25 protein-coding genes are annotated in these 25,474 nt (G+C 60.1%); 18 read left to right on the top strand and 7 right to left on the bottom strand.

Translation table 11 applies throughout. The features are described from left to right. Positions 1–2 precede the first annotated feature (2 nt). Genes mnmG through ACW9UO_RS11020 form a run of 4 tightly spaced genes read left to right on the top strand, consistent with a single transcriptional unit; the run spans position 3 to position 4,191 of the window. Positions 3–1,874 (top strand): tRNA uridine-5-carboxymethylaminomethyl(34) synthesis enzyme MnmG, encoded by a 1,872-nt coding sequence (mnmG, locus tag ACW9UO_RS11005; protein ID WP_457085850.1) that lies wholly within the window; start codon positions 3–5, stop codon positions 1,872–1,874. Beyond that, complete coding sequence (gene rsmG, locus ACW9UO_RS11010; RefSeq protein WP_457085851.1) at positions 1,871–2,482, top strand: 16S rRNA (guanine(527)-N(7))-methyltransferase RsmG; 612 nt, start codon at positions 1,871–1,873, stop codon at positions 2,480–2,482. The genes mnmG and rsmG overlap by 4 nt, the downstream gene beginning before the upstream one ends. Then, positions 2,475–3,284 (top strand): ParA family protein, encoded by an 810-nt coding sequence (locus ACW9UO_RS11015; protein ID WP_457085852.1) that lies wholly within the window; start codon positions 2,475–2,477, stop codon positions 3,282–3,284. Before rsmG ends, ACW9UO_RS11015 begins: the two co-directional genes overlap by 8 nt. 10 nt (positions 3,285–3,294) lie before the next feature. Beyond that, complete coding sequence (locus tag ACW9UO_RS11020) at positions 3,295–4,191, top strand: ParB/RepB/Spo0J family partition protein (RefSeq protein WP_457085853.1); 897 nt, start codon at positions 3,295–3,297, stop codon at positions 4,189–4,191. Positions 4,192–4,194: 3 nt separating this feature from the next. Here ACW9UO_RS11020 and hemW read toward each other — a convergent pair whose 3' ends face one another. From hemW to rph, 3 genes are read right to left on the bottom strand one after another with little or no spacing between them, the layout of a single operon-like run. Next, complete coding sequence (hemW, locus tag ACW9UO_RS11025; protein ID WP_457085854.1) at positions 4,195–5,385, bottom strand: radical SAM family heme chaperone HemW; 1,191 nt, start codon at positions 5,383–5,385, stop codon at positions 4,195–4,197. Beyond that, positions 5,348–5,959, bottom strand: coding sequence for an RdgB/HAM1 family non-canonical purine NTP pyrophosphatase (rdgB, locus tag ACW9UO_RS11030; protein ID WP_457085855.1), 612 nt, complete (start codon positions 5,957–5,959; stop codon positions 5,348–5,350). The genes hemW and rdgB overlap by 38 nt, the downstream gene beginning before the upstream one ends. After that, positions 5,956–6,669, bottom strand: coding sequence for a ribonuclease PH (rph, locus tag ACW9UO_RS11035; RefSeq protein WP_457085856.1), 714 nt, complete (start codon positions 6,667–6,669; stop codon positions 5,956–5,958). The genes rdgB and rph overlap by 4 nt, the downstream gene beginning before the upstream one ends. A 105-nt stretch (positions 6,670–6,774) precedes the next feature. Between rph and hrcA the strand changes: the two genes are divergently transcribed. Continuing rightward, complete coding sequence (hrcA, locus tag ACW9UO_RS11040; RefSeq protein WP_457085857.1) at positions 6,775–7,839, top strand: heat-inducible transcriptional repressor HrcA; 1,065 nt, start codon at positions 6,775–6,777, stop codon at positions 7,837–7,839. Between the two features lie 9 nt (positions 7,840–7,848). Beyond that, on the top strand, positions 7,849–8,412 hold the full coding sequence (locus ACW9UO_RS11045) for a nucleotide exchange factor GrpE (RefSeq protein WP_457085858.1): 564 nt from the start codon (positions 7,849–7,851) through the stop codon (positions 8,410–8,412). Between the two features lie 251 nt (positions 8,413–8,663). Here the strand turns inward: ACW9UO_RS11045 and mutS are convergent, their stop codons facing one another. Next, positions 8,664–11,273: a DNA mismatch repair protein MutS gene (gene mutS, locus ACW9UO_RS11050; RefSeq protein ID WP_457085859.1), complete on the bottom strand. Its 2,610-nt coding sequence runs from the start codon at positions 11,271–11,273 to the stop codon at positions 8,664–8,666. Positions 11,274–11,453: 180 nt separating this feature from the next. Here mutS and ACW9UO_RS11055 point away from each other — a divergent pair, with 180 nt between their 5' ends. From ACW9UO_RS11055 to ACW9UO_RS11065, 3 genes are all read left to right on the top strand, one after another. Then, on the top strand, positions 11,454–13,709 hold the full coding sequence (locus tag ACW9UO_RS11055; protein WP_457085860.1) for an NADP-dependent malic enzyme: 2,256 nt from the start codon (positions 11,454–11,456) through the stop codon (positions 13,707–13,709). Positions 13,710–13,727: 18 nt separating this feature from the next. Beyond that, positions 13,728–14,597, top strand: a complete 870-nt coding sequence (locus tag ACW9UO_RS11060) for a ribokinase (RefSeq protein ID WP_457085861.1) — start codon at positions 13,728–13,730, stop codon at positions 14,595–14,597. A gap of 136 nt (positions 14,598–14,733) precedes the next feature. Further along, a complete protein-coding gene (locus ACW9UO_RS11065; RefSeq protein ID WP_457085862.1) occupies positions 14,734–15,150 on the top strand; it encodes a DUF7282 domain-containing protein in 417 nt (138 codons plus the stop codon). A gap of 71 nt (positions 15,151–15,221) precedes the next feature. Here the strand turns inward: ACW9UO_RS11065 and ACW9UO_RS11070 are convergent, their stop codons facing one another. After that, positions 15,222–16,442 (bottom strand): argininosuccinate synthase, encoded by a 1,221-nt coding sequence (locus tag ACW9UO_RS11070; RefSeq protein WP_457085863.1) that lies wholly within the window; start codon positions 16,440–16,442, stop codon positions 15,222–15,224. A gap of 144 nt (positions 16,443–16,586) precedes the next feature. Between ACW9UO_RS11070 and ACW9UO_RS11075 the strand changes: the two genes are divergently transcribed. The 4 genes from ACW9UO_RS11075 (at position 16,587) to ACW9UO_RS11090 (ending at position 19,893) form a co-directional block, all read left to right on the top strand. Next, entirely contained in the window at positions 16,587–17,312 is a 726-nt protein-coding gene (locus ACW9UO_RS11075) for a hypothetical protein (RefSeq protein WP_457085864.1), read from the top strand. A 128-nt stretch (positions 17,313–17,440) separates the two neighbouring features. Then, on the top strand, positions 17,441–17,965 hold the full coding sequence (locus tag ACW9UO_RS11080; RefSeq protein ID WP_457085865.1) for a flavin reductase family protein: 525 nt from the start codon (positions 17,441–17,443) through the stop codon (positions 17,963–17,965). Beyond that, the gene (locus tag ACW9UO_RS11085; protein ID WP_457085866.1) at positions 17,946–18,692 is read left to right on the top strand and encodes a 4'-phosphopantetheinyl transferase family protein; all 747 of its coding nucleotides are present in this window, start codon (positions 17,946–17,948) and stop codon (positions 18,690–18,692) included. The genes ACW9UO_RS11080 and ACW9UO_RS11085 overlap by 20 nt, the downstream gene beginning before the upstream one ends. After that, complete coding sequence (locus tag ACW9UO_RS11090; RefSeq protein WP_457085867.1) at positions 18,655–19,893, top strand: glycerate kinase type-2 family protein; 1,239 nt, start codon at positions 18,655–18,657, stop codon at positions 19,891–19,893. The genes ACW9UO_RS11085 and ACW9UO_RS11090 overlap by 38 nt, the downstream gene beginning before the upstream one ends. A gap of 10 nt (positions 19,894–19,903) precedes the next feature. On the opposite strand, the gene ACW9UO_RS11095 is transcribed toward ACW9UO_RS11090, so the two are convergent. Continuing rightward, positions 19,904–20,230, bottom strand: a complete 327-nt coding sequence (locus ACW9UO_RS11095; protein WP_457085868.1) for an Hpt domain-containing protein — start codon at positions 20,228–20,230, stop codon at positions 19,904–19,906. Between the two features lie 162 nt (positions 20,231–20,392). Between ACW9UO_RS11095 and ACW9UO_RS11100 the strand changes: the two genes are divergently transcribed. Beyond that, a complete protein-coding gene (locus ACW9UO_RS11100; protein ID WP_457088640.1) occupies positions 20,393–21,652 on the top strand; it encodes a PP2C family protein-serine/threonine phosphatase in 1,260 nt (419 codons plus the stop codon). Here the strand turns inward: ACW9UO_RS11100 and ACW9UO_RS11105 are convergent. Beyond that, positions 21,649–22,101, bottom strand: a complete 453-nt coding sequence (locus ACW9UO_RS11105) for an NUDIX domain-containing protein (RefSeq protein ID WP_457085869.1) — start codon at positions 22,099–22,101, stop codon at positions 21,649–21,651. The genes ACW9UO_RS11100 and ACW9UO_RS11105 overlap by 4 nt on opposite strands. A gap of 75 nt (positions 22,102–22,176) precedes the next feature. Between ACW9UO_RS11105 and hslO the strand changes: the two genes are divergently transcribed. Genes hslO through ACW9UO_RS11125 form a run of 4 tightly spaced genes read left to right on the top strand, consistent with a single transcriptional unit; the run spans position 22,177 to position 25,474 of the window. After that, complete coding sequence (gene hslO / locus ACW9UO_RS11110; RefSeq protein ID WP_457085870.1) at positions 22,177–23,163, top strand: Hsp33 family molecular chaperone HslO; 987 nt, start codon at positions 22,177–22,179, stop codon at positions 23,161–23,163. Next, on the top strand, positions 23,153–23,752 hold the full coding sequence (locus tag ACW9UO_RS11115; protein ID WP_457085871.1) for a CoA pyrophosphatase: 600 nt from the start codon (positions 23,153–23,155) through the stop codon (positions 23,750–23,752). The genes hslO and ACW9UO_RS11115 overlap by 11 nt, the downstream gene beginning before the upstream one ends. Next, positions 23,749–24,903 (top strand): CCA tRNA nucleotidyltransferase, encoded by a 1,155-nt coding sequence (locus tag ACW9UO_RS11120; protein ID WP_457085872.1) that lies wholly within the window; start codon positions 23,749–23,751, stop codon positions 24,901–24,903. The genes ACW9UO_RS11115 and ACW9UO_RS11120 overlap by 4 nt, the downstream gene beginning before the upstream one ends. Then, positions 24,896–25,474, top strand: coding sequence for a LysE family translocator (locus ACW9UO_RS11125; RefSeq protein ID WP_457085873.1), 579 nt, complete (start codon positions 24,896–24,898; stop codon positions 25,472–25,474). Before ACW9UO_RS11120 ends, ACW9UO_RS11125 begins: the two co-directional genes overlap by 8 nt.

The raw sequence follows: 25,474 nt of genomic DNA on the forward strand, positions 1-25,474 counted from the left end.
GAGTGTTTCACGTGAAACATTTTGATGTCATCGTTGTCGGCGGCGGCCATGCCGGGTGTGATGCTGCGCATGCAGCGGCCAGGATGGGTGCGAAAACCGCACTTGTTACCCTAAAGCTGGATGGAATTGGCGTTCTTTCCTGTAACCCCGCAGTTGGGGGTCTGGGAAAGGGGCACTTGGTCCGTGAGGTGGATGCGCTCGACGGAGTTATCGGCCGGGTTGCCGACAAGGCCGGTATCCAATTTCGGCTACTCAATCGCCGGAAAGGGCCCGCTGTACAGGGCCCGCGTGCGCAGGTAGATCGGTCAGTCTACCGCGCGACCATGCTGCAAGAAATCCAAAGCTGTGAAGGGCTGTCGATCATTGAGGGCGAAGTCGTCGACCTTTTGACGCAAAATGGAACGGTCTCTGGGATCGAACTGGCCGACGGGAGCGAGGTTCATGCTAAAGCAGTCATCCTCACGACCGGCACGTTTTTGCGGGGTGTCATCCACATTGGCGATGTGTCGTACTCTGGTGGCCGCATGGGTGACGAGGCTTCGAACCGGCTGGCAGAACGGCTTTACGCCATGGATCTCCCGATTGGGCGGCTTAAGACGGGAACACCGCCACGCCTGAACACAAAATCAATCAACTGGCCGATCCTCGAAAACCAACCGGGCGATGACGATCCGGTGCTGTTTTCCTTTCTGTCCAGCGGCGTTCATCTGAAGCAGGTGTCTTGTGGCATTACGCATACCAACGAAAAGACCCACGATATCATTCGCGACAACCTTGAACGATCGGCTATGTACGGCGGTCATATCGACGGGATTGGCCCGCGATATTGCCCGTCTATAGAAGACAAGATTGTCCGGTTTGCCGACAAGAGCAGCCACCAAATTTTTCTGGAGCCAGAAGGGCTTAACGCCGACACAGTGTATCCGAACGGGATATCCACCAGCCTTCCGGTTGATGTGCAGGACGCTTATGTGCGTTCGATCAAAGGCTTGGAAGCCGTTGAAATTCTCCAGCCCGGCTATGCAATTGAATACGACTATATCGATCCAAGAGCGCTGAACTCGCAACTGGGGCTCAAGGAGCTTCCGGGTTTCTACTTGGCAGGGCAGATCAACGGGACCACGGGCTATGAAGAGGCCGCCGCGCAGGGACTTGTCGCTGGTCTAAACGCTGCGGCTTTTGCGCTTGGGCGGGACCCGATCTATTTCAGCAGATCCGACAGTTACATTGGCGTGATGATTGATGATCTCGTGACGCGGGGCGTGTCCGAACCTTACAGGATGTTCACCTCGCGCGCTGAGTTCCGGTTATCTTTACGAGCGGACAATGCGGATCAACGGTTGACTGATATGGGTATAGCCATTGGTTGTGTAGGGCCACAGCGGGCCGATATCTTCGTGGATAAGAAGTCGCGGCTGGCCAGTGGGCGTGCCTTGTTAGAAGATACTGAGTTCACGCCCGGGCAAGTCGCGAAGACGGGCGTCTCAGTATCACACGACGGATCGCGTCGCTCAGGATTTCAGCTGCTTTCATTTCCGGATATCGGGATCAAGCAGCTGGAGCAGCTCATACCCGAACTGGCGAATTTGGACCAAGATATTGTGGAGCAGCTTTCAAAAGACGCTCTATATGCCAATTATGTCGAGAGGCAGCGTCGGGATGTAGATGCGTTGAAGCGGGACGAAAATATGCGAATTCCTGTGGGCTTTTCATATGACGACATCGATGGTCTGTCTAATGAGCTAAAAGCGAAGTTGAATGCGGCGCGGCCAGAGAACATTCTGCACGCTTCTCGCGTAGAAGGCATTACTCCGGCGGCTCTAACGCTTCTTCTGTCGCGAATTCGGAAATTATTGGAACGTAAATCGGCATGACAGCGCCCTCATCAGAGTACCTGAATGTTTCACGTGAAACATTTGAGCGGCTGAGCACCTATGTGGCGCTTTTGGAAAAATGGAACCCAAAGATCAATCTCGTGGCTAAGTCTACGCTTGATGACGTTTGGGACAGGCATATCGTCGACTCTCTGCAAGTGCTTGATGCAAGCGCAGGACTATGCGGCCACTGGCTAGATATCGGAACGGGCGGGGGCCTCCCTGGTCTGATTATCGCGCTGTGCACACCAGAAAACGTTGAAAAGGTATCTCTCATCGAGTCTGACCAGAGGAAAGCAGTGTTTTTGCGTACAGTTCTCCGCGAGACGGACTCTCAAGCCAAAGTGTTTGCTGACAGGATCGAGGCTGTGGCCCCACAAAATGCGGATATTCTTTCTGCACGGGCACTAGCTCCACTGCCGCAACTTTTAGAATTCGCGTGTCGTCATCTCGCACCAAGCGGAACGGCGCTCTTTTCTAAGGGCGTCACGTGGGAAAAGGAGCTTGATATAGCTCAGAAGGCATTTTCATTTCGCTGCGAGGCGATTAAAAGCAGTACTCAGCAAGGCGCTGTCATTCTTCGTATAAGTGAGATTTCCCGTGTCTGATCCAATTTGGCCCGCAGGCCCAAAAATTATCGCCATCGCCAACCAAAAAGGCGGCGTCGGCAAAACCACGACAACGATCAATCTCGGCGCGGCATTGGCTGAACAGGGTTTCAATATCTTGATCGTGGATCTTGATCCCCAAGGCAACGCGTCGACCGGCATGGGCGTTATACCGCAAGACCGTGATTTGACGACCTATGAACTTCTGCTCGAAGATGTGTCGCTGTCCGACGCCATCAAGACCACAGATGTCAAGAATGTCGCGATCATTCCGGCAACCGTTGATTTGTCTTCGGCGGATATCGATCTGATTTCGAACGAAAAAAGAAGCTTCCTGCTGCACGACGCACTGCGCCAAACCGCAATTGATGAGTACCGTTTCGATTTCGTGCTGATCGATTGTCCGCCGTCCTTGAACTTGCTGACGGTTAACGCGATGGTCGCCGCGCACTCCATTCTGGTTCCGCTCCAAAGCGAGTTTTTCGCTTTGGAAGGGCTGTCTCAATTGATGCTGACGATCAGAGAAGTACGGCAAAGCGCCAATCCAAATCTCCGTATCGAGGGCGTGGTGCTGACGATGTATGACGCCCGGAACAATTTGTCCCAGCAGGTCGAAATGGATGCGCGGGAAAACTTGGGCGATTTGGTGTTCCAGACACTGATTCCGCGAAATGTTCGGGTGAGCGAAGCACCGTCGTATTCCGTACCCGTTTTGGAATACGACTCAAATTCAAAAGGCGCGATGGCCTACCGGGCGCTGGCGCAAGAACTTGTAGGTAAAAATGCCCGGCGCGCGGCATGAGGGAGAGCAGATGATACCGGCAAAAGAAAAACGTCGCGGCCTGGGCCGCGGATTGTCCGCACTCATGGCCGATGTTGAGCCGGCTCCCTCGGAAAGCCCCGATGCGCCGCGTCGAGCAGAGCGCATGATACCGGTTGAACGGATTTCGCCAAATCCCGATCAGCCGCGCCGTCAATTTACGCCAGATGCCCTGCAGGAACTCGCGAATTCCATTGCGGAAAAAGGCGTGATTCAGCCTCTGATCGTCCGCCCTAAAGGCGAAGATCGGTTCGAGATTGTTGCGGGCGAACGCCGCTGGCGCGCCTCTCAAATGGCACAACTGCACGAAGTTCCGGTGATCGTTCGCGATTTCACCGACACCGAAGTCCTCGAAGTTGCGATCATCGAGAACATTCAGCGCGCCGATCTCAATCCAGTCGAAGAAGCGACGGGCTATCGCCAGCTCATGGACCGGTTTGGGCATACTCAGGATAAGCTGGCCAAGGCGCTTGGCAAAAGTCGCAGCCATATCGCAAACTTACTGCGCCTTCTTAACCTTCCGGATGAAGTGCGCGACATGCTGCAAAACGGTGATCTGTCCGCCGGTCACGCACGCGCGCTTGTCACCAGCGAGAACGCGGTTGAGTTGGCGCGTCGCGTTGTCTCGCAAGGGCTGTCGGTGCGCGATACGGAAAAGGCCGCCAAGCAGCCCACGACTGTGGAGCCTGTGAAAAAGACGACCTCCTTCCTGTCCGAAAGCCCCGGCAAAGATGCCGACACGCGCGCGTTGGAAGGGGACCTTTCGGCGCACCTTGGCCTGAAAGTCAGCGTTGACCATAAACCTGGCGGCGAGGGCGGAAAGCTGGTTCTGACCTATAACTCTCTCGAGCAGCTCGACGATCTTTGTCGCCGCCTCGCCGGAGAATAAGCCTTACTGTAGATCGCGGGCGAGTTCCGCGATCACCGCATTTAGCACTGGTCGCCCTTGCGCTGTAACGGTCACCTGTTGATCGCCGAGCGTGATCATGCCCAAGGACTGCAAATGAGAAAGCGTTTCGGGGTTCAAATCTTGCCCCGACACGCGCCGCAACCGCACCAAATCGAGTGGTTCTTTGGTTCTCAGCCCCATCATGAGGTATTCTAACGCGATATCTTGAAGGGCTAGACTGTCTCGCGTTTCCGCATCTTTGGTCTCAACCGCATTCAACCAGGCACCGGGATTGCGCCGTGCTTCCGTCGCCCAGCGTTGGCCAGACAGCGTCAAACGGCCATGCGCGCCGGGGCCGATCCCAGCGTAATCTCCGCCTTGCCAATAGATCATATTGTGCCGAGATTCCTGTCCCGCGCGGGCATGATTTGAAACTTCATAGGCGGGCATATCGGCCGCCTCGCAAATCGACTGCGTCAGCTCATACATATCCGCCGCCAAACCCTCTTGGGGCAAACCGCGAAGCTTACCGGCGTCAAACCTGTCGCCAAACGCTGTCCCGTCTTCGATGGTCAGTTGATACATCGACAGGTGATCAGCGCCCATAGCCAAAGCTTGCCGAAGCTCGGCCTCCCAGGCCGCAAGTGTCTGATCTTGACGCGCATAAATCAGATCAAAGCTCATACGCTCGAATGTGTTTTGGGCAATTGCGATCGCTGTTCGCGCCTGTGCCACATCGTGCAGCCGCCCCAAACGCCGCAAATCTGGGTCATTCAGAGCCTGCACGCCCAGCGACACCCGGTTCACACCCGCCGTCCGATACCCTTCAAATCGACTGGCTTCGACAGACGAAGGATTCGCTTCCAGAGTGATTTCGACGTCATTCGCCAAGGTCCAGCGCGCCGCCACCCGGTCGAGAATGGCGGCCACGGTTTCGACTTTCATCAGCGAAGGGGTGCCTCCGCCAAAGTAAACCGATCGCAAAACCCGGCCTTCGGTCTGGTCTGCGGTCCGGTCGATTTCGGTGAGGTAGGCGCGGCACCACCGGTCATGGTCGATGCTGCGCGTGACGTGCGAGTTGAAATCGCAATACGGGCATTTCGCCTCGCAGAACGGCCAGTGGATATAAAGTCCGAAGCCGCCGATCTGCCAATCTTCAGTCAAAACAGCCCGCCACCAGTTTGGCAAAGGCATCGGCCCGGTGGCTGATGCGGTTCTTTTCCCAGCGATCCATCTCGCCAAACGTAATGTCATAGCCGTTCGGCACAAAGATCGGGTCGTAGCCATGGCCCTGATCACCGCGCATCGGCCAAACCACCTTGCCCGGCATTACACCCGGAAACACTTCATCATGGCCGTCGGGCCAAGCCAAAACCAACGTCGCGCAGAAGCGTGCAAGCCGCGGGTGCGGTGCGTTTTTCGCCTCAAGCTCGTCGTGGGTGCGTTGCATCGCCATGACAAAATCGCGGCCATTCGGCGTTTCAGCCCAATCGGCGGTATAGACGCCGGGCGCATTGTCCAGCGCCTCGATCTCGATACCGCTGTCGTCGGCAAGCGCGGGCAGGCCGGTGGCTTGCGCCGCCGCATGGGCCTTGATCCGCGCATTGCCGACAAACGTTGTTTCGGTTTCCTCGGGCTCGGCCAGTTTTAACTCGGCCGCGCCAACAACATCTACGCCAAATGGCTTGAGCAAATCCTGGATTTCTTCAAGCTTGCCGGCGTTGTGGGTCGCGATCACCAACCGAGCGCCAAGGAATTTCCGGGTCATGCCACAGCAGCTTTCTGCGCGGCGACAAGTTCGTCCACGCCTTTTTCCGCCAGATCCATCAGCGCATTCAGTTGATCACGCGAAAACACCGACCCTTCGGCCGACATTTGCACTTCGATCAGCTGTTTATTGCCCAGCATGATGAAGTTTCCGTCAACACCGGCTTCACTGTCCTCAGGATAATCGAGGTCAAGCACCGGCTGCCCGGCATAGATGCCACAGCTCACCGCCGCCACAGGCTCGACCAGCGGGTTGGAAATCACGTCGCCCACTTTCATCAGCTTATCGACGGCCAGCTTCAGCGCAACCCAACCACCAGTGATCGAGGCGCAGCGGGTGCCGCCATCGGCCTGGATCACGTCACAGTCGATGGTGATCTGGCGTTCCCCCAGCGCGACACGGTCCACACCGGCGCGCAGGCTGCGGCCGATAAGCCGCTGAATTTCCACGGTACGCCCGCCTTGTTTGCCGGCGGTGGCTTCGCGCCGCATCCGGGTGTTTGTCGCGCGTGGCAACATGCCGTATTCTGCGGTGACCCAACCAAGGCCCGAGCCTTTGATGAAGGGCGGCACGCGCTCTTCGAGCGTCGCAGTGCACAGCACATGCGTATCGCCCATTTTGATCAGGCAAGAGCCCTCGGCATGTTTGGTCACACCGGTTTCGATTGAAACGGCGCGCATTTCGCTTAAGTTTCGTCCAGACGGTCGCATGATCTTGTCCTTGCTGGTTTCCCGGTTGGGATACGGGGGGCACGCATGTTTCGCAACCCTGTCGTAACGTGGCAGTATGGCAGGAAAGAAAGGGGTTCTGACCCGATGAGCCAAGGCTCCAAAGTTCTGGGAGAAATGAATGATCGCTCACGCGAGGTGTTTCGCCGCGTGGTCGAGGGCTATCTCAGCACCGGCGGCCCGGTCGGTTCGCGTACGTTAACTCGCACGCTGTCGGAAAAGGTCAGCGCCGCGACGATCCGCAATGTGATGCAGGATCTTGAGTTTCTCGGTCTGCTGCACAGCCCGCACGTCAGCGCCGGACGCATCCCGACGCAACAGGGGTTGCGGATGTTTGTCGATGGACTGCTAGAGGTTGACGATCTCGCCATCGAAGACCGCGCCGCGCTGGATTCCACCTTGGGTGACAATGCCAGTGACGTGTCGAACTTGCTTGATCGGGTTGGGTCGGCGCTGTCGGGGGTCACACATGGCGCTTCGCTTGTGCTTACGCCCAAGCATGAGGCGCCGATGCGCCACATTGAGTTTGTCTCGTTGGCGCGTGACAGGGCGCTTGTGGTGCTGGTGTTTGCTGATGGTCACGTCGAAAACCGCATCTTTACCCCGCCGCCCGGCCAAACCCCGAGTTCGATGCGCGAGGCGGCGAACTTCCTCAACTCGCTGATCGAGGGCCGCACTCTGAGCGAGCTGCGCACGCAGTTCACCAAGGAAATCCAGAACCGCCGTCAAGAGATCGACAGCCTCTCGCGCGAGTTGGTCGAAAGCGGCCTGGCGATCTGGTCCGACGACACCGCTGATTCGGCCCGGCTTATCGTGCGCGGACGGTCGAATCTTTTGGGCGACAGCGATGCTGAAGAAGACCTCGAACGCATCCGCAACCTGTTTGACGACCTGGAACGCAAGCGCGACATCGCCGATTTCCTCGAACTGACGGAAGAGGGCGATGGTGTGCGCATTTTTATTGGCTCTGAGAACAAACTTTTCTCTCTTTCGGGTTCCTCTTTGGTGGTCTCTCCTTATATGAACGCGGATCGAAAGATCATCGGCGCGGTTGGTGTGATCGGCCCTACGCGGCTGAACTATGGGCGTATCGTTCCGATTGTGGACTATACGGCACAGCTGGTCGGCAGGATGATTTCCGACCGAAGTTAGAGGTGAAGAATGGCAGAGCCGGAAAAAGACGATTTCCTTGATGATATCGACGAAGCCGAAGCCGAGGAACTTGCAGACGAGTTTGAAGAAATGGACAATGCAGCGATCGAGCTGGATTCGCTGCGCGCCGAGCGTGATGCGCTTCAGGACAAATTCATGCGCGCTTTGGCCGATGCGGAAAACTCCCGCAAGCGGGCCCAGAAAGAGCGTCATGATGCCGAACGGTATGGTGGCTCGCGCCTCGGGCGCGATCTGTTGCCGGTGTACGACAACCTAAAGCGCGCGGTGGAGTCTACTCCGACCGAGCAGAAAGAGGTTGCCGCGGCCCTGATCGAAGGCGTCGAACTGACCATGCGCGAGCTGGTGTCGGTGTTGAAAAAGCACGGGATTGTGCCGGTCGCGCCAAAGGTTGGCGACAAGTTCGATCCGCAGAACCACGAAGCGATGTTCGAAGCGCCGGTGCCGGGCACCAAAGCGGGCGAGATCATTCAGGTTTCCGCAGATGGTTTCGTCATGCACGACCGTCTATTGCGCCCCGCACAGGTGGGCGTGTCGTCGAACACTGGCGGCTGAACCGGTCCACACGCTGAAGCAATCAAACGCCGTCCCACTGGGGCGGCGTTTTTCGTTAAGAACCCGAACATTTCACCAGCCACCCAGCCCGGAATCAAGGCGAAGCCGCCGGGCCAGCGGCTGCCCGCCCCACCGGGTGGCCGCTTTGGCTAAACGAAGCGCTCCAATGACAGTTTCGACGGATTTTGCGGCGATAAAGCACTGTTTAACATCCGATCCAGCGGCCCCCCGCGGGCAGCCGCTGGCCCGGCTCACACCAGCCCCTTAAGCTCATACACCAATTGCAGCGCCTCACGCGGCGACAGTTCATCGGGATGCACTTCGCCAAGCCGTGCCTCAGCCTTAGACGGTTCCACCTTGGCAACCGGGGCAGGGGCCGCCGTCATCGCGGAAAACAGCGGCAGATCGTCGATCACCGCCTTCTGCTTGCCGCCCTCCCGCTCGCCCTTTTCCAGCGCATCCAGAATTTCCCGCGCCCGCGACACAACCATTTTCGGCAGTCCAGCCAATTGCGCGACCTGCACACCATAAGACCGGTCTGCCGCGCCCTTCTTGACCTCATGCAGGAAAATCACCTCGTTTTCCCATTCCTTCACCGCAACCGTGGCGTTTTCAACGCCCGCCATCCGCCCGGCCAGCGCGGTCATCTCGTGATAATGCGTGGCAAACAGCCCGCGACAGCGGTTCATATCGTGCAGATGTTCCAGCGTCGCCCAGGCAATCGACAGCCCGTCATAGGTTGCCGTGCCGCGCCCGATTTCATCAAGGATCACCAAGGCCCGGTCGTCCGCCTGATTGAGAATGGCGGCGGTTTCCACCATTTCCACCATAAAGGTCGACCGCCCCCGCGCGAGGTCATCCGACGCCCCGACGCGGCTAAACAGTTGTGACACCAGTCCAATCCGCGCCTGCGTCGCGGGCACAAAGCATCCCATCTGCGCCAGCACCGCAATCAGCGCGTTCTGCCGCAGAAAGGTGGATTTACCCGCCATGTTCGGCCCGGTCAGCAGCCAGATCGCCGAGGCACCGTCGGCGTCGTTCAGATCGCAATCGTTGGCCACAAACGGATTGCCGTCGCGTTTCAGCGCCGCCTCAACCACCGGATGCCGCCCCGCCTCGATGTGAAACATTCGGCTGTTGTCCACCACCGGCCGCGTCCAATCCTCTTGCGCCGCCAGTTCCGCCAGCCCGGTGCTCACGTCCAATTCGCTGAGCGCGCGCGCCAGATCGCCCAATGGCCCCGCCGCATCTAGGATCGCTTGTCGCAGGTTGGCGAACAGGCGTTTCTCAATCTCTAGCGCGCGGTTGCCCGCGTTCAGGATGCGGGTTTCCAGCTCCGAAAGCTCGACCGTGGTGAACCGCACCTGATTGGCCGTGGTCTGGCGATGAATGAACCGCTCCGACAGCGCATGCATCTTTTCGGCATGGGTCGCGGTTGTCTCGATGAAATATCCCAGCACATTGTTGTGCTTTATTTTCAGGGAGTTGATCCCGGTCTCGGTGATGAACTCCTGCTGCATCCGCGCAATCACGCTGCGGCCTTCGTCACGCAAGGTACGCGCCTCATCGAGCTCCGCATCATACCCCGGCGCGATAAATCCACCGTCGCGGGCCAGCAGCGGCGGCTCGGCCACCAGCGCCTGATCGAGCAGATCCAGCAGCGCATCATGCCCGTCCAACCGTGTCACCGCATCGGCCAACTGTGCGGGCAAATCCGCCGATCCATACGCCTCGCCAATCTCCGCCGCCTGTTCCAAAGCGTTGCGAATTCCGGTGAGATCGCGCGGCCCGCCGCGATCAAGCGACAACCGCGACAACGCCCGGTCGACATCCGGCACCCGGCGCAGCGCGTCCCGCAGACCCGAGCGAAAGGCACCCTGATCACAGCAAAACGTCACCGCTTCGAGGCGCGACGAAATCTCGGGCAGGTCGCGCGACGGACTCGACAGCCGCCGTTCCAGCAACCGCGCGCCACCCGCCGTCACCGTGCGGTCGATACAGGCCAGCAAAGACCCGGCACGCCCGCCAGACAGTGCCGACGTCAGCTCCAGATTGCGCCGCGTGGCGGCATCAATCTGCATCACACCGCCGCTCGCCTCTTTCACCGGCGGGCGCAGCAGCGGCAGTTTGCCTTTCTGTGTGATCTTCAGATAGTCGACCAAGGCCCCCATCGCCGACAGTTCCGCCCGTTCAAACGTGCCAAACGCCTCAAGCGAGGCCACGCCAAACACGCCCGCCACCCGATCCTCGGCCAGCGCACTGTCAAACGACGCGCGGCCCAAGGTTGTCAACGCCGCCCCGGCTTCGGACACCACATCGGACAGCTCCAATTCCTGCGCTTCGGAGACCAGCACTTCAGACGGCGCCAACCGCGCCAACTCTGGCCCCAACCGCACCTGCGGCACCGCCATAACGTGAAACGCGCCGGTCGAAATATCGACCCAAGCCAAGGCCGCCTCATCCCGAACCAAGGCAAAAGCCGCGAGGAAATTGTGCCGCCGCGCCTCCAACAGGCTCTCTTCCGTCAATGTGCCCGGCGTCACCAACCGCACTACATCACGTTTCACCACCGATTTGCCGCCCCGCTTTTTCGCCTCGGCCGGGCTTTCCATCTGTTCACAGACCGCCACGCGAAACCCCTTGCGGATCAGCGTCAGCAGATAGCCCTCGGCGGCATGCACCGGCACGCCGCACATCGGAATATCCGCGCCGTCGTGTTTGCCCCGCTTGGTCAGCGCGATGTCCAATGCCTCGGCCGCCGCCTTGGCATCGTCAAAGAACATCTCATAGAAATCGCCCATCCGGTAAAACAGAAGCGCGTCCGTATAACCGGATTTAATCTCGAGGAATTGCGCCATCATTGGCGTGACTGTAGATTTTGCGCTGCTCATAAGGCCCCCGAGGAATTTGCCAGACCATACAAAGCCGCGATTGTCTCGAAAAGCCGAAAGCAGCCTTGCCTGCCTCTGCGACAGCTTGCGCTTTCCAACCTGACGGGCCTTGGTTACAAAACCTGCAAGCAAAACAGGGAGGCCCGTTGCATGCCAAGAGCCAAGATCACCCGTGAAGAGGCTTTGGCCTTCCACCTCGAGCCGACACCCGGCAAATTCGAGATCACGCCCACCGTCCCGATGACCACCCAGCGCGATCTGTCGCTGGCCTATTCGCCGGGCGTCGCGGTGCCCTGCGAGGAAATCGCGGCCAACCCGGAATTGGCCTATGATTACACCAACAAGGGCAACCTGGTTGCGGTGATCTCGAACGGCACGGCGGTTCTGGGCCTCGGCAACCTTGGCGCACTGGGATCGAAACCGGTGATGGAGGGCAAGGCGGTGCTCTTCAAACGCTTTGCCGACGTCAATTCCATCGACATCGAGCTTGATACCGAAGACCCGGATGCCTTTTGCAACGCGGTGCGGCTGATGGGGCCGACCTTTGGCGGCATCAACCTCGAAGACATCAAGGCCCCGGAATGCTTCATCATTGAGCAACGGCTCAAGGAAGAGATGGACATTCCGGTGTTCCACGATGACCAGCACGGAACTGCGGTGATCTGCGCCGCCGGGCTGATCAATGCGCTGCACATTTCGGGCAAGAAAATCGAAGACTGCCGCATCGTGTTGAACGGTGCCGGGGCGGCGGGCATTGCCTGCCTCGAGCTGGTGAAATCAATGGGCGCGCAGCAGGACAACTGCATCATGTGCGACACCAAAGGTGTGATCTATCAGGGCCGCACCGAGGGCATGAATCAGTGGAAATCGGCCCATGCCGCCAACACCGATCTGCGCACGCTCGAAGAGGCGATGAAGGGTGCGGACGTTTTCCTTGGCGTCTCGGCCAAAGGTGCCGTGACTCAGGACATGGTGTCCAGTATGGCGGAAAACCCGGTGATCTTTGCGATGGCCAACCCGGACCCCGAGATCACGCCAGAAGAGGCGCATGAGGTCCGCGCCGATGCCATCGTCGCCACCGGGCGCAGCGATTATCCCAACCAAGTCAACAACGTGCTCGGTTTCCCCTACCTGTTCCGCGGCGCTTTGGACGTGCATGCCCGCGCGATCAATGACGAGATGAAGATCGCCTGCGCCGAGGCGCTCGCCGCGCTGGCGCGCGAGGATGTGCCCGACGAAGTGGCGCTGGCCTATGGCAAAAACCTGACGTTTGGCCGCGATTACATCATCCCGACGCCGTTTGACCCCCGCCTGATCCATCGTATTCCGCCCGCCGTCGCCAAGGCAGGCATGGACACCGGTGCCGCCCGCCGTCCGATCGTCGATATGGAGGCCTACGAGCTTTCGCTGAAATCGCGCCTCGATCCCACCGCCTCGATTCTGCGCGGCATCAATGCCCGCGCGCGGGCCAATCAGGCGCGGATGATCTTTGCCGAGGGCGATGATCCCCGCGTGCTGCGCGCGGCGGTAAGTTACCAGCGCAACGGTCTGGGCAAAGCGCTTGTTGTCGGGCGCGAAGAGGATGTGCGGCCCAAGCTTGAGGCCGCCGGTCTGGGCGATGCTGTACGCGAACTCGAGATCGTCAATGCAGCGAATTCCCGGTATCTCGATACCTACAAGGATTTTCTCTACGAGCGGCTCCAGCGCAAGGGCCACGACATGAAAGACATCCACCGGCTCGCCGCGCGCGACCGGCATGTCTTTGCCGCGCTGATGCTGGCGCATGGGCATGGCGATGGCTTGATCACCGGCGCGACCCGCAAATCGGCGCATGTGCTTGAGCGGATGAACTATGTGTTCGACGCCGATGCCGAGCATGGCGCGGTGGGCGTGACCGCGCTGTTGCACAAAGGGCGGATCGTGCTGATCGGCGATACCTTGGTGCAGGAATGGCCCGACGAGCATGACTTGGCGACCATTGCAGAGCGCGCCGCCGACGTGGCGACGCATCTGGGGCTTGAGCCGCGCGTGGCTTTTGTCAGCTTTTCGACCTTCGGCTATCCGGTGTCGGAGCGCGCAACCAAGATGCTTTTGGCCCCCAAGGTGCTGGACGCGCGCGGCGTGACCTTTGAATACGAAGGCGAAATGACCGTCGATGTGGCGCTGAATGCGCAGGCGCAAAAGGCATATCCGTTCTCGCGGCTCACTGGTCCGGCCAACATCCTGATCGTTCCGGCGCGGCACTCGGCCAGCATTTCGACCAAGCTGATGCAGGAAATGGCGGGCGCGACGGTGATCGGACCGATTCTGGCAGGCGTCGACAAGTCGATCCAGATCTGCTCCTCTGTCTCGACAGCGAATGACATTCTCAACATGGCGGTCCTTGCGGCGTGCAAGGTCGGGTAACGTAAAGGAACAGTGGCGATGATCTATAACCTCGGGTCGATCAACGCTGATTTGTTCTATCACCTGCCGCATTTGCCGGCCCCCGGCGAAACTCTGGCCTCGACCAGCTTTCACCGGGGGTTGGGTGGCAAAGGTGCCAATATGTCGGTCGCTGCGGCGCGGGCGGCGGCGCATGTCGGCCACATTGGCGCGGTCGGAACGGACGGGCATTGGGCGGTCGAGCGCTTGCTCGAATACGGCGTCGACACCCGGCACATTGCCGAAAACCACGCCGCCACCGGCCATGCGATTGTATATATCGACGGCAATGGCGAAAATCAGATCGTGCTCTATCCCGGTGCGAATGTCGCGCTGGGGCAGGGGCAGATCACAGCAGCGCTCGGCGATGCCACCGCCTCTGACACGCTGTTGCTTCAAAATGAAACCAACCTGCAATCCTTCGCCGCCGGATTGGCGCGCAGCAAGGGGATGCGGGTGGTCTATGCCGCGGCGCCGTTTGATGCGGCGGCGGTGCGCGCGGTGATCGACCGGATCGACATGCTTGTGTTGAACGCGGTCGAGGCAACGCAGCTGACCGAAGCGCTGGGTACGGCGCTAAAGGACATGACGGTCCCGGACATCGTGGTCACCCTAGGCGCGGATGGCTGCCATCACTACGACAATGCCAGCGGCACCGACCAACATTATCCCGGCATCAAGGTCGAGGTGGTCGACACCACCGGCGCCGGCGACACCTTTACCGGCTATCTGGTAGCAGGTCTCGACCGGGGGATGCCGATGCAACAGGCGATCCAACGCGCGCAGCGGGCCGGGGCGATGATGGTCACCCGCCAAGGCACGGCGGATGTGATCCCCGATCTCAAAGATCTCGAATCCTTCGACGGGTAAAGCCGCCCTGTTTCATCTATTCTGCACTCTTGCGAATTATTTTCGTCTGGGTGAAACTTTGCCGCGTGTGCTCCCGTACCTCCTGTCATGCCGGACCTGATCCGCGCTGAAAAACAAGAGATAGGGAATTAACGATATGACACGTTTTATGATGACCATTGCCGCCGCCACCCTGACCGCCACCACCGCCTTTGCGGGTGGCCACGGTATGACGCCCGCAGTTGAGGCCGCCGATCAGGATGTCTCGGCCGGTGTCGTCACCGCGTCGAAAGTGACCGCAGGCGAAAATGGCTGGCTGGTGGTGCACCGCACCGGTGCCGACATGAAGCCCGGCCCGGTTGTTGGCTATGCCCCGATCCGCATGGGCGAAACCATGGATGTGACCGCGATCCTGCAAGAAGAGGTCGCCTCGGGTGACATGCTGATGCTGATGGTTCACGCCGAAGAGGGCGGGATGAAAACCGGTGTGTTTGAATACACGCTGGGCGCCAAAGAAGACGGCCCGATCAAGCCCGAAGGCAACCTCGTGATGGCGACCATCACCGCGCAATAAGCTTTGATGGTTTGATCCGGCCGCAGCAGGGGTCGGCCGGATCAATATTTAACGAGTAAAGCGCGGGGCCGTCAGCCTTTCAACCGACGGTTCCGCGCCGCCAACAGCTTGAGCCGCAGCGCATTAAGCTGGATAAAGCCCGCCGCATCTTTCTGATCATACGCGCCGGCATCGTCTTCAAAGGTCACATGCGCCTCGGAATACAGCGAGTGATCTGACCAGCGCGCAACAGTCCGCGCCATCCCCTTGAACAGCATCAGCTTGACCGTGCCGGTGACATGCTCCTGGCTCTTGTCGATCAGCGCTTGCAGCATCTCACGCTCGGGCGAGTACCAAAAGCCGTTGTAAATCAGCTCGGCATAACGCGGCATGATCGAATCTTTAAGGTGACCCGCACCGGAATCGAGCGTAATTTGCTCGATGCCCCGGTGCGCCTCAAGCAGGATCGTGCCGCCGGGCGTCTCATAGATGCCGCGCGATTTCATGCCAACAAAGCGGTTTTCCACGAAATCGAGACGGCCAATGCCATGACGGCGGCCATATTCGTTCAGCTCGGTCAGGATGGTGGCCGGGCTTTTTGCCGTACCGTTGATCGCAACCGCGTCACCCTGTTCAAAAGTGACTTCGATGTATTCCGGCTGATCCGGGCCACCAATCGGGTCTTCGGTGCGCTGATAGACGTAATCGGGCGCCATAACCGCCGGATCTTCCAGCACTTTACCCTCGGACGAGGTGTGCAGCAGGTTGGCATCGACTGAAAACGGCGCTTCGCCGCGCTTGTCCTTGGCCACCGGGATCTGGTGCTTTTCAGCAAATTCCAGCAGCTTGGTGCGCGAGGTCAGGTCCCACTCACGCCAGGGCGCAATCACCTTGATATCAGGGTTCAGCGCATAACAGGCCAGCTCGAACCGCACCTGATCGTTGCCTTTTCCGGTGGCACCGTGGGCCACGGCGTCGGCGCCGGTTTTCTCGGCGATCTCAACCAGACGCTTGGAAATCAGCGGTCGGGCGATCGAGGTGCCCAATAGATAGAGCCCCTCGTACACGGCATTGGCGCGAAACATTGGAAAGACGAAATCGCGAACGAATTCCTCGCGTACATCCTCGATATAAATCTCGGACACACCCATCATTTCGGCTTTCTTGCGCGCAGGCTCAAGCTCTTCGCCTTGGCCCAGATCGGCGGTGAAGGTGACAACCTCGCAGCCGTACTCGGTTTCAAGCCATTTCAGGATGATCGAGGTATCGAGGCCGCCGGAGTAGGCCAGGACAACTTTCTTGGGCGCGGACATTGGGCGATTTCCTTTCTGAATGACGCCCGCGCGATACCGGGTTTTGCACGCCGGGGCAAGGTCGCGGCGTTGACCTTGGCGCAGGTTGCGCCCAAGTTGCGCGCGAAATCGTAGTTTGGAGAGTTTCGAATGAAGGCCTGGTCGATGTTCACGCACTCTGTGCGGCTGGTGATCAACAATCTCGACGTGGCGCTTCGGGTGTCGCTGCTGCTCTATTTGGTGCAGATAGCGTCGCAGCTGTTTTCCCATTCCGTCGGGGTCGAAATGGTCGCCGGGCCGGACGGCGGGGTCTATCCAGTCCATTCCGGGATTGAGGGCCTTGTGATGATGGCGCTCGGGATTGCGGCGCTCTGCGCCAGTCTGTGGATCGCGGTGGCGTGGCACCGTTTTGTGCTTTTGGGCGAAACGCCGTCGGGTTGGCTGCCGAAATGGCCGGGCGGCACGGTGCTTGGATACCTCTGGAGATCCATTTTGCTGGGCCTCGCGGTTGGCGTTGCCTTGCTTCCGGTGATTATGTTGACCTCGATCATGCTGCCGCCCATTGCGATGATGTCGATTGTTGTCGGGGCCGGGGCCTATCTGTTTTTCCGTCTGTCGCCGATCCTTCCTGCGATTGCGCTGGGCGAGACGATGTCCTTCAAAGATGCTTGGGTCGCCACCCGCGACGCATCTGGCACCATGGCCGGGTTGGCCGGGCTGATGATCCTTGCGACATTTGTTATGCAGATTCCGACAATGTTGAGCGGTGATCCCAATTCTACCCTCAGTCTGGTGTACAGCATCGTCGTTGGCTGGTTTGCGACCATGATCGGGATCTCGTTGCTCACCACGGTTTATGGCCATTGCGTCGAGGGGCGCGGCGTGGACTGACGCCGCCGCATTTTCGCCAGCAATTGCGGGTATAACAGCGGCGAAAATCCTGTGCGCGGGGCGGTGCCGGGCTTGACCCAACGCCTTTGTTTGCGCTTTACCCCGTTGCCAGCGAATGCGATGTGCCAATGAACAGCCCCGTCCGGACCGACACCATGATTGCACCGACCCCGTTCCAGCCTGATGACAAGCACATGCGCCTGTATCGCAATGCGCTGGGTCAATTCGCGACCGGGGTGACAATTATAACGACGATGACCGACGATGGCCCCACTGGCATGACCGCGAACTCCTTTACCTCAGTGTCGCTGTCGCCGCCGCTTTTGCTTTGGTGCCTGTCGCAACGCTCGCAGCGCTACGCCCTGTTCAGCGGCGCAAAAACCTATGCAATCAACGTGTTGCATTCGGGGCAATACGATCTGGCGATGGCTTTTGCCAAGGATGGTGGCCAATTCAACGACAGCAATTCCTTCATTGGCGCGCTGGGCGTGCCGCTGATCCGTGATGCGCTGGCGACGTTCGAGTGCCGTTTGGACAAGTCGGTCGAGGCGGGCGACCATTCGGTCATCATCGGCGAGGTCGAACAATTGGCCTATCGTGAAGGCGATCCGTTGATCTTTCAGGGCGGTCATTTTGGCACATTCGCCGGATAAGTCGATCTTTGCCGGCCAGTCCCTGCTGGCCCCGCCCGACGTCCGTTCCCTCTCCGACACCCGTTGCCTGCTGATCGCCAGGTACGACATTGCCGGTTACCAAGACGCCGCTTTTGCCCAATTCGGGCAGGATTTTCCGGCGTTTCTGTCGAATGCTGTGCCAAAACGGCGGGCCGAGTATTTGGCCGGACGAGTGCTGGCCGCGCAGGCGATGTCGTGTCTCGGGGTTGATCCGGTTCCCGTCGGGCGTGGGTCGAAGGGCGAGCCGCTCTGGCCTGCTGGTCTGCAAGGCTCGATTTCGCACAGTCATGGCACGGTCGGCGTTTGGCTGGGCAAGGGTGGTGCCGATCTGGGGCTCGACATCGAAGCCTTGGTCGATTCGCGTGCAGCCCGGGCCATTCGCCAAACGGTGCTGACGCCCGGCGATCTGGCGGTACTTGGCTCGGAACCGGATGCAAAAACCTGCACCGCTGCATTTTCCGCCAAAGAGGCGCTGTATAAGGCATTGTACCCGCGCGTCGGGCGGTACTTTGGCTTTGACCACGCGGACGTTGTGGAAATTCGGGCGGGCGGGTTAACCTTGAAGTTGACCAAATCCTTGCGGCCCGCCCATCGCGCGGGCCGCGTGTTTGACATCCAGCAGGACTGGCACTCAGATACGGTCATTAGCTTTTGCCAAGTGGACACCCATGCCCGATCTGCGCCAAACCGCCCTGCATCTCTTTGAAAAAGCGGTCGAAGCCGCTGATCCGGCAATCGCACTGCGCCGCGCTTTGGTTGCGCATCCACTGCCCAACCCGACGGGCGAACTGCATTTGATCGCCATCGGCAAGGCCGCGCCGGCCATGCTGCGCGAAGCTTTGGCACATGTGACGCGCGACGTGCAGGCCTTGGCCGTGACCCACTATGAAAACGAGATGGATGTGCCCGGTGCCACGGTGCTGCGCTCGGCGCACCCGGTGCCCGATGCCGCCGGGCTGCGCGCCGGGCAAGAGATCATGACGCGGCTTGCGCGCTTGGGGCCACAAGATGCCGTGGTTGTTTTGGTGTCCGGGGGCGGTTCGGCGCTGGTGCCGGCACCGGTCGAGGGTGTCTCGCTGGAGGAAAAGGCCGCGGTCAATCGGCTGCTTCTGAGCGCGGGTTTGGACATCGTTAAGATGAACCATGTCCGCCAACAGCTGTCGCGCCTCAAAGGCGGTGGTCTGGTCCAAATCGCGGCACCAGCCCCGGTCAGCGCGTATTTGCTGTCCGACGTGATTGGGGATGACCTGCGCGCGATCGCGTCTGGCCCGACGGTTGGCCCGATTGGCACCCGGGAAACTGCAGCGGATTTGCTTAAACATGCGGGTATTTGGGACCAGTGTCCTGCCTCTGTGCGGGTCCATTTGGGGGCCACTTATTCCCCGCCCAAACACCCCACGGCGGAAAACCACTTGATCGGCTCCAATCGCAAAAGCCTTGAAGCGATGCTTGTGGCTGCTGATGGGTACGAAGCGCGCATTGTTTCGGACGCGCTTGTGGGCGATGTGGCGGATGCCGCCGAGATCGTTCTGCGCGCGGCGGCCGAGGCATCGAAGGCCCGCCCCCAGGCGTTGATCTTTGGCGGCGAAACAACTGTAACTCTGCGAGGCGATGGCCGTGGTGGGCGCAATCAAGAGCTGGCGCTGCGTGTCGCGCTGGGCGCGGCGGGCCATGATTTGCCGAAAAGCTGGGTGTTCATGTCGGCCGGAACAGATGGACGCGACGGCCCGGTTGATGCGGCGGGCGGTATTGTGGGTCCTGCAACCGCCGCCGAAATCGGGGCCGATGCGCAAGCGTTGCTCGCCAATAACGACAGCTATGAGGCGTTGCGCCGTGCTGAAGCCTTGCTGATGACGGGGGCCACCGGCACCAATGTGGCGGACGTGCAGGTTTTTTTGATCAACTGACATCGCGGGTTTAATTGGCCAGTCGGGCTTCCAGCCCGGCGGTCAGTTCCGCGCGAGACGCCTCATATATGGCGCGGATACGGCCAAGATCAACGCGCGCATGATAGCCCGCGTCGGCCGCAGCCTCCCCAATCTGACATCTCGCGGCCAGCGCTTCGAATCCCAAATTCAGCGCGCCGCCTTTGAGAAAGTGCAACTGCGAGCTCAAGTCCGGCCTGTCGGGCCCGAGCGCGCCAATCGTGGTTTCAACCTCCTCCAGAAACAACACTACGATCTCATCGAATTCACTGTCACCCACGTCATCGCGCAGTTCCAAAATCCGTGACCAATCAATCATAACGAACGCCCTCCTGATATCTTGAGCAGTAAAATATGTGGGACCGGTGAAAAATACGTTAGCGAAACCCCTCCAATTCTCGATAAATCCGCGCGTTTACCCTGCCTTAATATCTAGGCGGCAAACTGACGTCGTGGGGCAGCATGAGGGTGGACGTGTGTGATGGATCTGGCGGCGCAGACCGGTGCTCGGCCCGAGGCCAGCGGCGGGGCATCACGGCTGCGTATCTTGGTTGTTGATGACAGCGCGCCGCAGCGAAGGCGGCTTTCGATCACGTTGTCACGGCAGGGGCACGAGGTGATCGAAGCCGCGAGCGGACAGGATGCGCTTGCGATTTGCGAAGCGCGACCACCTGATTTGGTGTTGTCGGACTGGATGATGCCGGAAATGGACGGGCTGGAATTCTGCAAGAAATTCAGGGCGATGGAGCGTGAAACCTACGGCTATTTTATCCTGCTGACGTCGAAAAGTGACAAATGTGCGGTGGCCCGCGGGCTGGACAATGGTGCCGACGATTTTCTGACCAAACCGGTTCATTCAGACGAACTGCGCGCGCGGATCACCGCGGGCGAACGGATCATCCGTATGCAGCAACAGTTGAGCGACCAGAACCGAGTGATTTCCGGGACTCTGGATGAGTTACAAGGCCTGTACGACGCGCTCGACAATGACTTGATCGAAGCCAGAAAACTTCAGCAATCGCTGGTGCGCGAGCGTCATCGCCGTTTCGGTCGCGCCGATCTTTCGCTGCTTTTGCAGCAATCTGGCCATGTCGGCGGCGACCTGGTCGGCTTTTTCCCGGTCGGAAAGTCCCGCCTCGGGGTCTATGCGATTGACGTTTCAGGCCACGGCGTCAGCTCGGCCTTGATGACGGCCCGACTGGCCAGCTACCTGTCGTCGATGACCCCCGATCAGAACCTTGCCCTGCGCGAAACCAGCGAGGGGTATTATATTATGCTGCCGCCGGACAAGGTGATCGAGACGCTCAACAGGATTGTGCTCGAGGAATGGGATACCGAACATTACTTCACCATGCTGCTGGCCGACATTGATCTGATTTCCGGCCAGGTGAGGATGTCTCAGGCCGGGCATCCACATCCGCTTGTTCGTCGTGCCGATGGACGGATTGAACTGGTGGGGGAAGGCGGGCTGCCGGTTGGATTGCTCGAGGATGCCAAATTCGAGCAATTTCAAACGGTTCTGAGAAAAGGCGACCGATTGTTACTGTATTCCGATGGCATTACGGAATGCCTTGGGCCCGACGGCAATTTCATCGGTGAGGCGGGGCTTGTGAAGATGGTGGAGGATCTGGGCCACTTGTCGGGCAGCAATTTCCTCGAAGCGATGGTCTGGACCCTATCCAAGGGCACGGCGCGGGGCGAATTCGCGGATGATATTTCGGCCGCGCTGGTCGAGTTCTAGCCAAGCCACCCCATCGACTGGATCAAGCTCAGGGCGGCACGATCCACCGGATTGGACAGACTGTCGCGCGCCTGCGCCCGCGGCACAAAGCGCACGGCATGGCCGGTTTCAGCAGGCGGACCAAGGCGGCGAATCGGGCGGGCGAGGTAGATCGTACAGAGCTTTTCCGCCCAAATGTCATACTCCGGCATAAACACATAGCGCCGCCATGCCCCCAGCCGCCGGGGCGCGCCAATCGTCCAACCGGTCTCTTCGAGCACCTCACGATGCAGCGCGGCCAGCGGCTGTTCACCGGGATCAATGCCGCCGCCGGGCAGTTGCAGCGGCTCGTCCGACCCCTGCTGAAATGTCAAAAGCAAGTCATCGCCGATGGGCAAAACAGCATAGGCCCCGGCGCGCAGCCGGTGCGGTTTGCCCATCTCGGGCGGGTTTCCGACGCGGCGGATCATGTCATACCCCTTGGACGCTGGCCTGTGATGCCTATATAGGGGCGATATGCCAAACTCGGGCAACAAGGAAATCTCATGACATCTGTGAATGCCATCGCCTGGGACGATACTGTCCTGCCGTTTCAGCTTGATCGCTCCGATATCCGGGGCCGCGTTGCGCGGCTCGACGGTGTATTGGGCGGCATCCTGAAACAACACAACTATCCGCCGGCCGTCGAGGCGCTGGTCGCTGAAATGGCGCTTTTGACCGCGTTGATCGGCCAAACGGTCAAGCTGCGCTGGAAATTGTCGTTGCAAGTGCAGTCCAAAGGCGCGGTGCGGATGATCGCCACCGATTACTACGGCCCAACGGAAGAGGGCGCTCCGGCGCGCATTCGGGCCTATGCCAGCTTTGATCCCGACCGGTTGACCGATGGCGACCCCTTTGATCAACTCGGCGAGGGCTATTTTGCTGTGCTGCTCGATCAGGGCCAAGGAATGCAGCCATATCAAGGCATTACGCCGCTGTCAGGTGGCAGCCTGCGCGCCTGTGCCGAGAGCTATTTTGCCCAGTCCGAGCAATTGCCGACCCGGTTTTCGCTCAGCTTTGGCAAATCCTCCGAGCCGGGCAATCCCGAGCATTGGCGTGCGGGCGGCATCATGCTGCAACACATGCCGAAATCCTCGCTCGAGGCCAACGGCGAAGGCGGATCGGGCGAGGGTGGCTTGCTCACGGTTGACGATCTGCTCGGCGATGACGACACCGCCGAGAACTGGAACCGTGCCAATATCCTGCTCGATACGGTCGAACAGATCGAACTGATTGGCCCCTCGGTGCCGCCGAATGACCTCTTGGTGCGGCTGTTTCATGAGGAACAACCGCGGGTCTATGACACCCAGCCGGTGGCCTTTGGGTGCAGCTGTTCCGAGGATAAGGTGCGGCAGAGCCTGTCGATCTATTCCGCCAAGGATATCAAGACGATGACGACCGACGAAGGCCGTGTCACCGCCGATTGCCAGTTCTGCGGCGCGCATTACGACCTTGACCCTGCGACCGTGGGATTTGAGGCTGATGGCAAGTGACCCGCTGGCCGGGCTGATCGCGGCACTGGCCCGCGACAGCGCGGCCTCGTCCGATTTCGATCTGAACCCGGATTTTCGCCTTCCCGAAGGCCGCAAGCTGCGCCCCGCTGGCGTGCTTGCGGCTTTTGTCATGTCCGAAACCGGGCCGCAGCTGATCCTCACCAAACGCTCTTCGGCGCTCAAGCATCACCCCGGCCAGATCGCCTTTCCCGGCGGCAAACAAGACCCGGGCGACGTTGATGTTGTCGCCGCCGCCCTGCGCGAGGCGCATGAAGAGGTCGGCCTCAACCCGGCGCAGGTCGAGGTTTTGGGCACGCTGCCCACCCATGAAACCGTCACCAGCTTTCTGATCACGCCGGTCATTGCCCGCGTCACCGGCGATTTCACTCCGATCCCTGAACCTGGCGAAGTCGATGAAGTGTTTTTCGTGCCTTTGGCGCATGTCACTGATCCCGCGCGCTTTTCGGTGCAATCACGGCGCTGGCGCGGGATGCGGCGTTCCTATTACACTGCGCCTTACGGCCCGTATTACATCTGGGGCGCGACGGCCCGCATTCTGCGTGGCCTGGCCGAAAGGATGGCAGGATGAAGGTAGACGGCGACTGGTTGACCAATCCGGCGACGCAAGCGGTGTGCGCCATGCTGACCAACGCGGGGCATAGCGCCTATTTTGTCGGCGGCTGTGTGCGCAATGCGCTGTTGGGCGCGCCGGTGTCGGACATCGACATCAGCACCGATGCCCGCCCCGAGCGGGTGATGGAGCTCGCCGGGGCGGCGGGCTTTAACGCGATCCCGACTGGCATTGATCATGGCACCGTTACGGTGGTGTCCGACAAGATCGCGCATGAGATCACCACCTATCGCCGCGATATCGAAACCGATGGCCGCCGCGCCGTGGTGGCCTTTGCCGACACGCTGGAAGAAGACGCGCACCGCCGCGATTTCACCATGAACGCGCTCTACGCCGATCCCATGGGCGAGGTGACGGACCCGGTTGGCGGCATCGACGATCTGCGCGCCCAGAAGGTGCGGTTCATTGACGATGCTGAGGCCCGCATTAAAGAAGACTACCTGCGCACGCTGCGGTTTTTCCGCTTTAACGCGTGGTATGGCCGCGAAAAGGGTGGCTTTGACCGCGAAGCTTTGGCCGCGATTGCGGGCAATCTCGATGGGCTGGAGGGCCTCTCGCGCGAACGCGTCGGGGCCGAGATGATCAAGCTTTTGGCCGCGCCAGACCCCACCCGCGCCGTGGCCGCGATGGAAAAGGCCGGTGTGCTCGCGCATCTTCTGCCCGGCGCGGTCAGCACCGTTCTGGGGCCGTTGGTCTATGTCGAGGAAGAGGCCGGGATCGCGCCCGACCCGATTCTGCGCCTTGCCAGCATTGGCGGCGAAGAGGTGGACACGCGGCTGCGCCTCAGCAAGGCCCAGTCCAAGGATTTGGCGTTTTTCCGGCGCGAGGTCGGCTCTGTCACCACGCCCGCCGAGATCGGCTATCGCCATGGTGCGGAGCAGTCGGAAAAGCTTTTGGCGCTGCGGGCCGCGATCCTGCAGGAACACATCGACCGCAAGGCCTTTGCCGCGATGGAGGAGGGCGCGCATGCGGTTTTTCCCGTCGCCGCCGCCGATCTGATGCCAGAGTATGAAGGCGCGGCGCTGGGCGACAAGCTGCGGGTGCTGGAAAAGCTCTGGATCACCTCCGGCTTCAAACTGACAAAGGCCGATCTGCTCGCGCATGAGTGATCCGCTGATCCTTTTCGTGTTTCTCGGCCTGTTTTCGCCGGGGCCGAACGTCATCCTGCTCACCACCTCTGGCGCGCGTTTTGGCTTGCGCCCGACCCTGCCACATCTCGCGGGCGTGGTGCTGGGGGTCGGCATCACGGCCGGACTGACGGGCCTTGGCCTTGGCGGGCTGATCGCTGCGGTTCCGGGTGTGGCCACCGTGCTGAAAATCGCCGCCGCGCTGTGGATCCTCTACATGGCATCGCAGTTGTGGAAAGCACGCCCGAAAGAGGCCAAAGCCGGCGCGCGCCCGATGACCCTGATCGAAGCGGTTTTGTTTCAATGGGTTAACCCTAAGGTCTGGGCGGTGGCACTGGCCGCGGCCTCGGCCTATCCCGGCGGTTATGGCCCCTTGGGCGAGGCGCTGCGGCTGGGCGGCACCTTCTCTAGCGTCAATCTGCTGGTCTGCCTGTTCTGGACATGGGCCGGGTCGCTGCTGTCCTTCCTGCAACACGCGCCAAAAGCCTGGCAGCTGTTCAACCGCGCGATGGCGCTGGCGCTGGGCAGCTTTGCACTGCTTTTGTTCGTGTGA

The organism is Marinovum sedimenti (genome assembly GCF_054052205.1).

Coding starts and splice junctions, on each gene's coding strand:
- rsmG (WP_457085851.1), top strand. CDS start 1,871: ATGACAGCGCCCTCATCAGAGTACCTGAATGTTTCACGTGAAACATTT.
- ACW9UO_RS11020 (WP_457085853.1), top strand. CDS start 3,295: ATGATACCGGCAAAAGAAAAACGTCGCGGCCTGGGCCGCGGATTGTCC.
- hemW (WP_457085854.1), bottom strand. CDS start 5,385: ATGCCTTTGCCAAACTGGTGGCGGGCTGTTTTGACTGAAGATTGGCAG.
- rdgB (WP_457085855.1), bottom strand. CDS start 5,959: ATGACCCGGAAATTCCTTGGCGCTCGGTTGGTGATCGCGACCCACAAC.
- rph (WP_457085856.1), bottom strand. CDS start 6,669: ATGCGACCGTCTGGACGAAACTTAAGCGAAATGCGCGCCGTTTCAATC.
- hrcA (WP_457085857.1), top strand. CDS start 6,775: ATGAGCCAAGGCTCCAAAGTTCTGGGAGAAATGAATGATCGCTCACGC.
- ACW9UO_RS11045 (WP_457085858.1), top strand. CDS start 7,849: ATGGCAGAGCCGGAAAAAGACGATTTCCTTGATGATATCGACGAAGCC.
- mutS (WP_457085859.1), bottom strand. CDS start 11,273: ATGATGGCGCAATTCCTCGAGATTAAATCCGGTTATACGGACGCGCTT.
- ACW9UO_RS11055 (WP_457085860.1), top strand. CDS start 11,454: ATGCCAAGAGCCAAGATCACCCGTGAAGAGGCTTTGGCCTTCCACCTC.
- ACW9UO_RS11060 (WP_457085861.1), top strand. CDS start 13,728: ATGATCTATAACCTCGGGTCGATCAACGCTGATTTGTTCTATCACCTG.
- ACW9UO_RS11065 (WP_457085862.1), top strand. CDS start 14,734: ATGACACGTTTTATGATGACCATTGCCGCCGCCACCCTGACCGCCACC.
- ACW9UO_RS11070 (WP_457085863.1), bottom strand. CDS start 16,442: ATGTCCGCGCCCAAGAAAGTTGTCCTGGCCTACTCCGGCGGCCTCGAT.
- ACW9UO_RS11075 (WP_457085864.1), top strand. CDS start 16,587: ATGTTCACGCACTCTGTGCGGCTGGTGATCAACAATCTCGACGTGGCG.
- ACW9UO_RS11080 (WP_457085865.1), top strand. CDS start 17,441: ATGAACAGCCCCGTCCGGACCGACACCATGATTGCACCGACCCCGTTC.
- ACW9UO_RS11090 (WP_457085867.1), top strand. CDS start 18,655: ATGCCCGATCTGCGCCAAACCGCCCTGCATCTCTTTGAAAAAGCGGTC.
- ACW9UO_RS11095 (WP_457085868.1), bottom strand. CDS start 20,230: ATGATTGATTGGTCACGGATTTTGGAACTGCGCGATGACGTGGGTGAC.
- ACW9UO_RS11100 (WP_457088640.1), top strand. CDS start 20,393: ATGGATCTGGCGGCGCAGACCGGTGCTCGGCCCGAGGCCAGCGGCGGG.
- ACW9UO_RS11105 (WP_457085869.1), bottom strand. CDS start 22,101: ATGATCCGCCGCGTCGGAAACCCGCCCGAGATGGGCAAACCGCACCGG.
- hslO (WP_457085870.1), top strand. CDS start 22,177: ATGACATCTGTGAATGCCATCGCCTGGGACGATACTGTCCTGCCGTTT.
- ACW9UO_RS11115 (WP_457085871.1), top strand. CDS start 23,153: ATGGCAAGTGACCCGCTGGCCGGGCTGATCGCGGCACTGGCCCGCGAC.
- ACW9UO_RS11120 (WP_457085872.1), top strand. CDS start 23,749: ATGAAGGTAGACGGCGACTGGTTGACCAATCCGGCGACGCAAGCGGTG.
- ACW9UO_RS11125 (WP_457085873.1), top strand. CDS start 24,896: ATGAGTGATCCGCTGATCCTTTTCGTGTTTCTCGGCCTGTTTTCGCCG.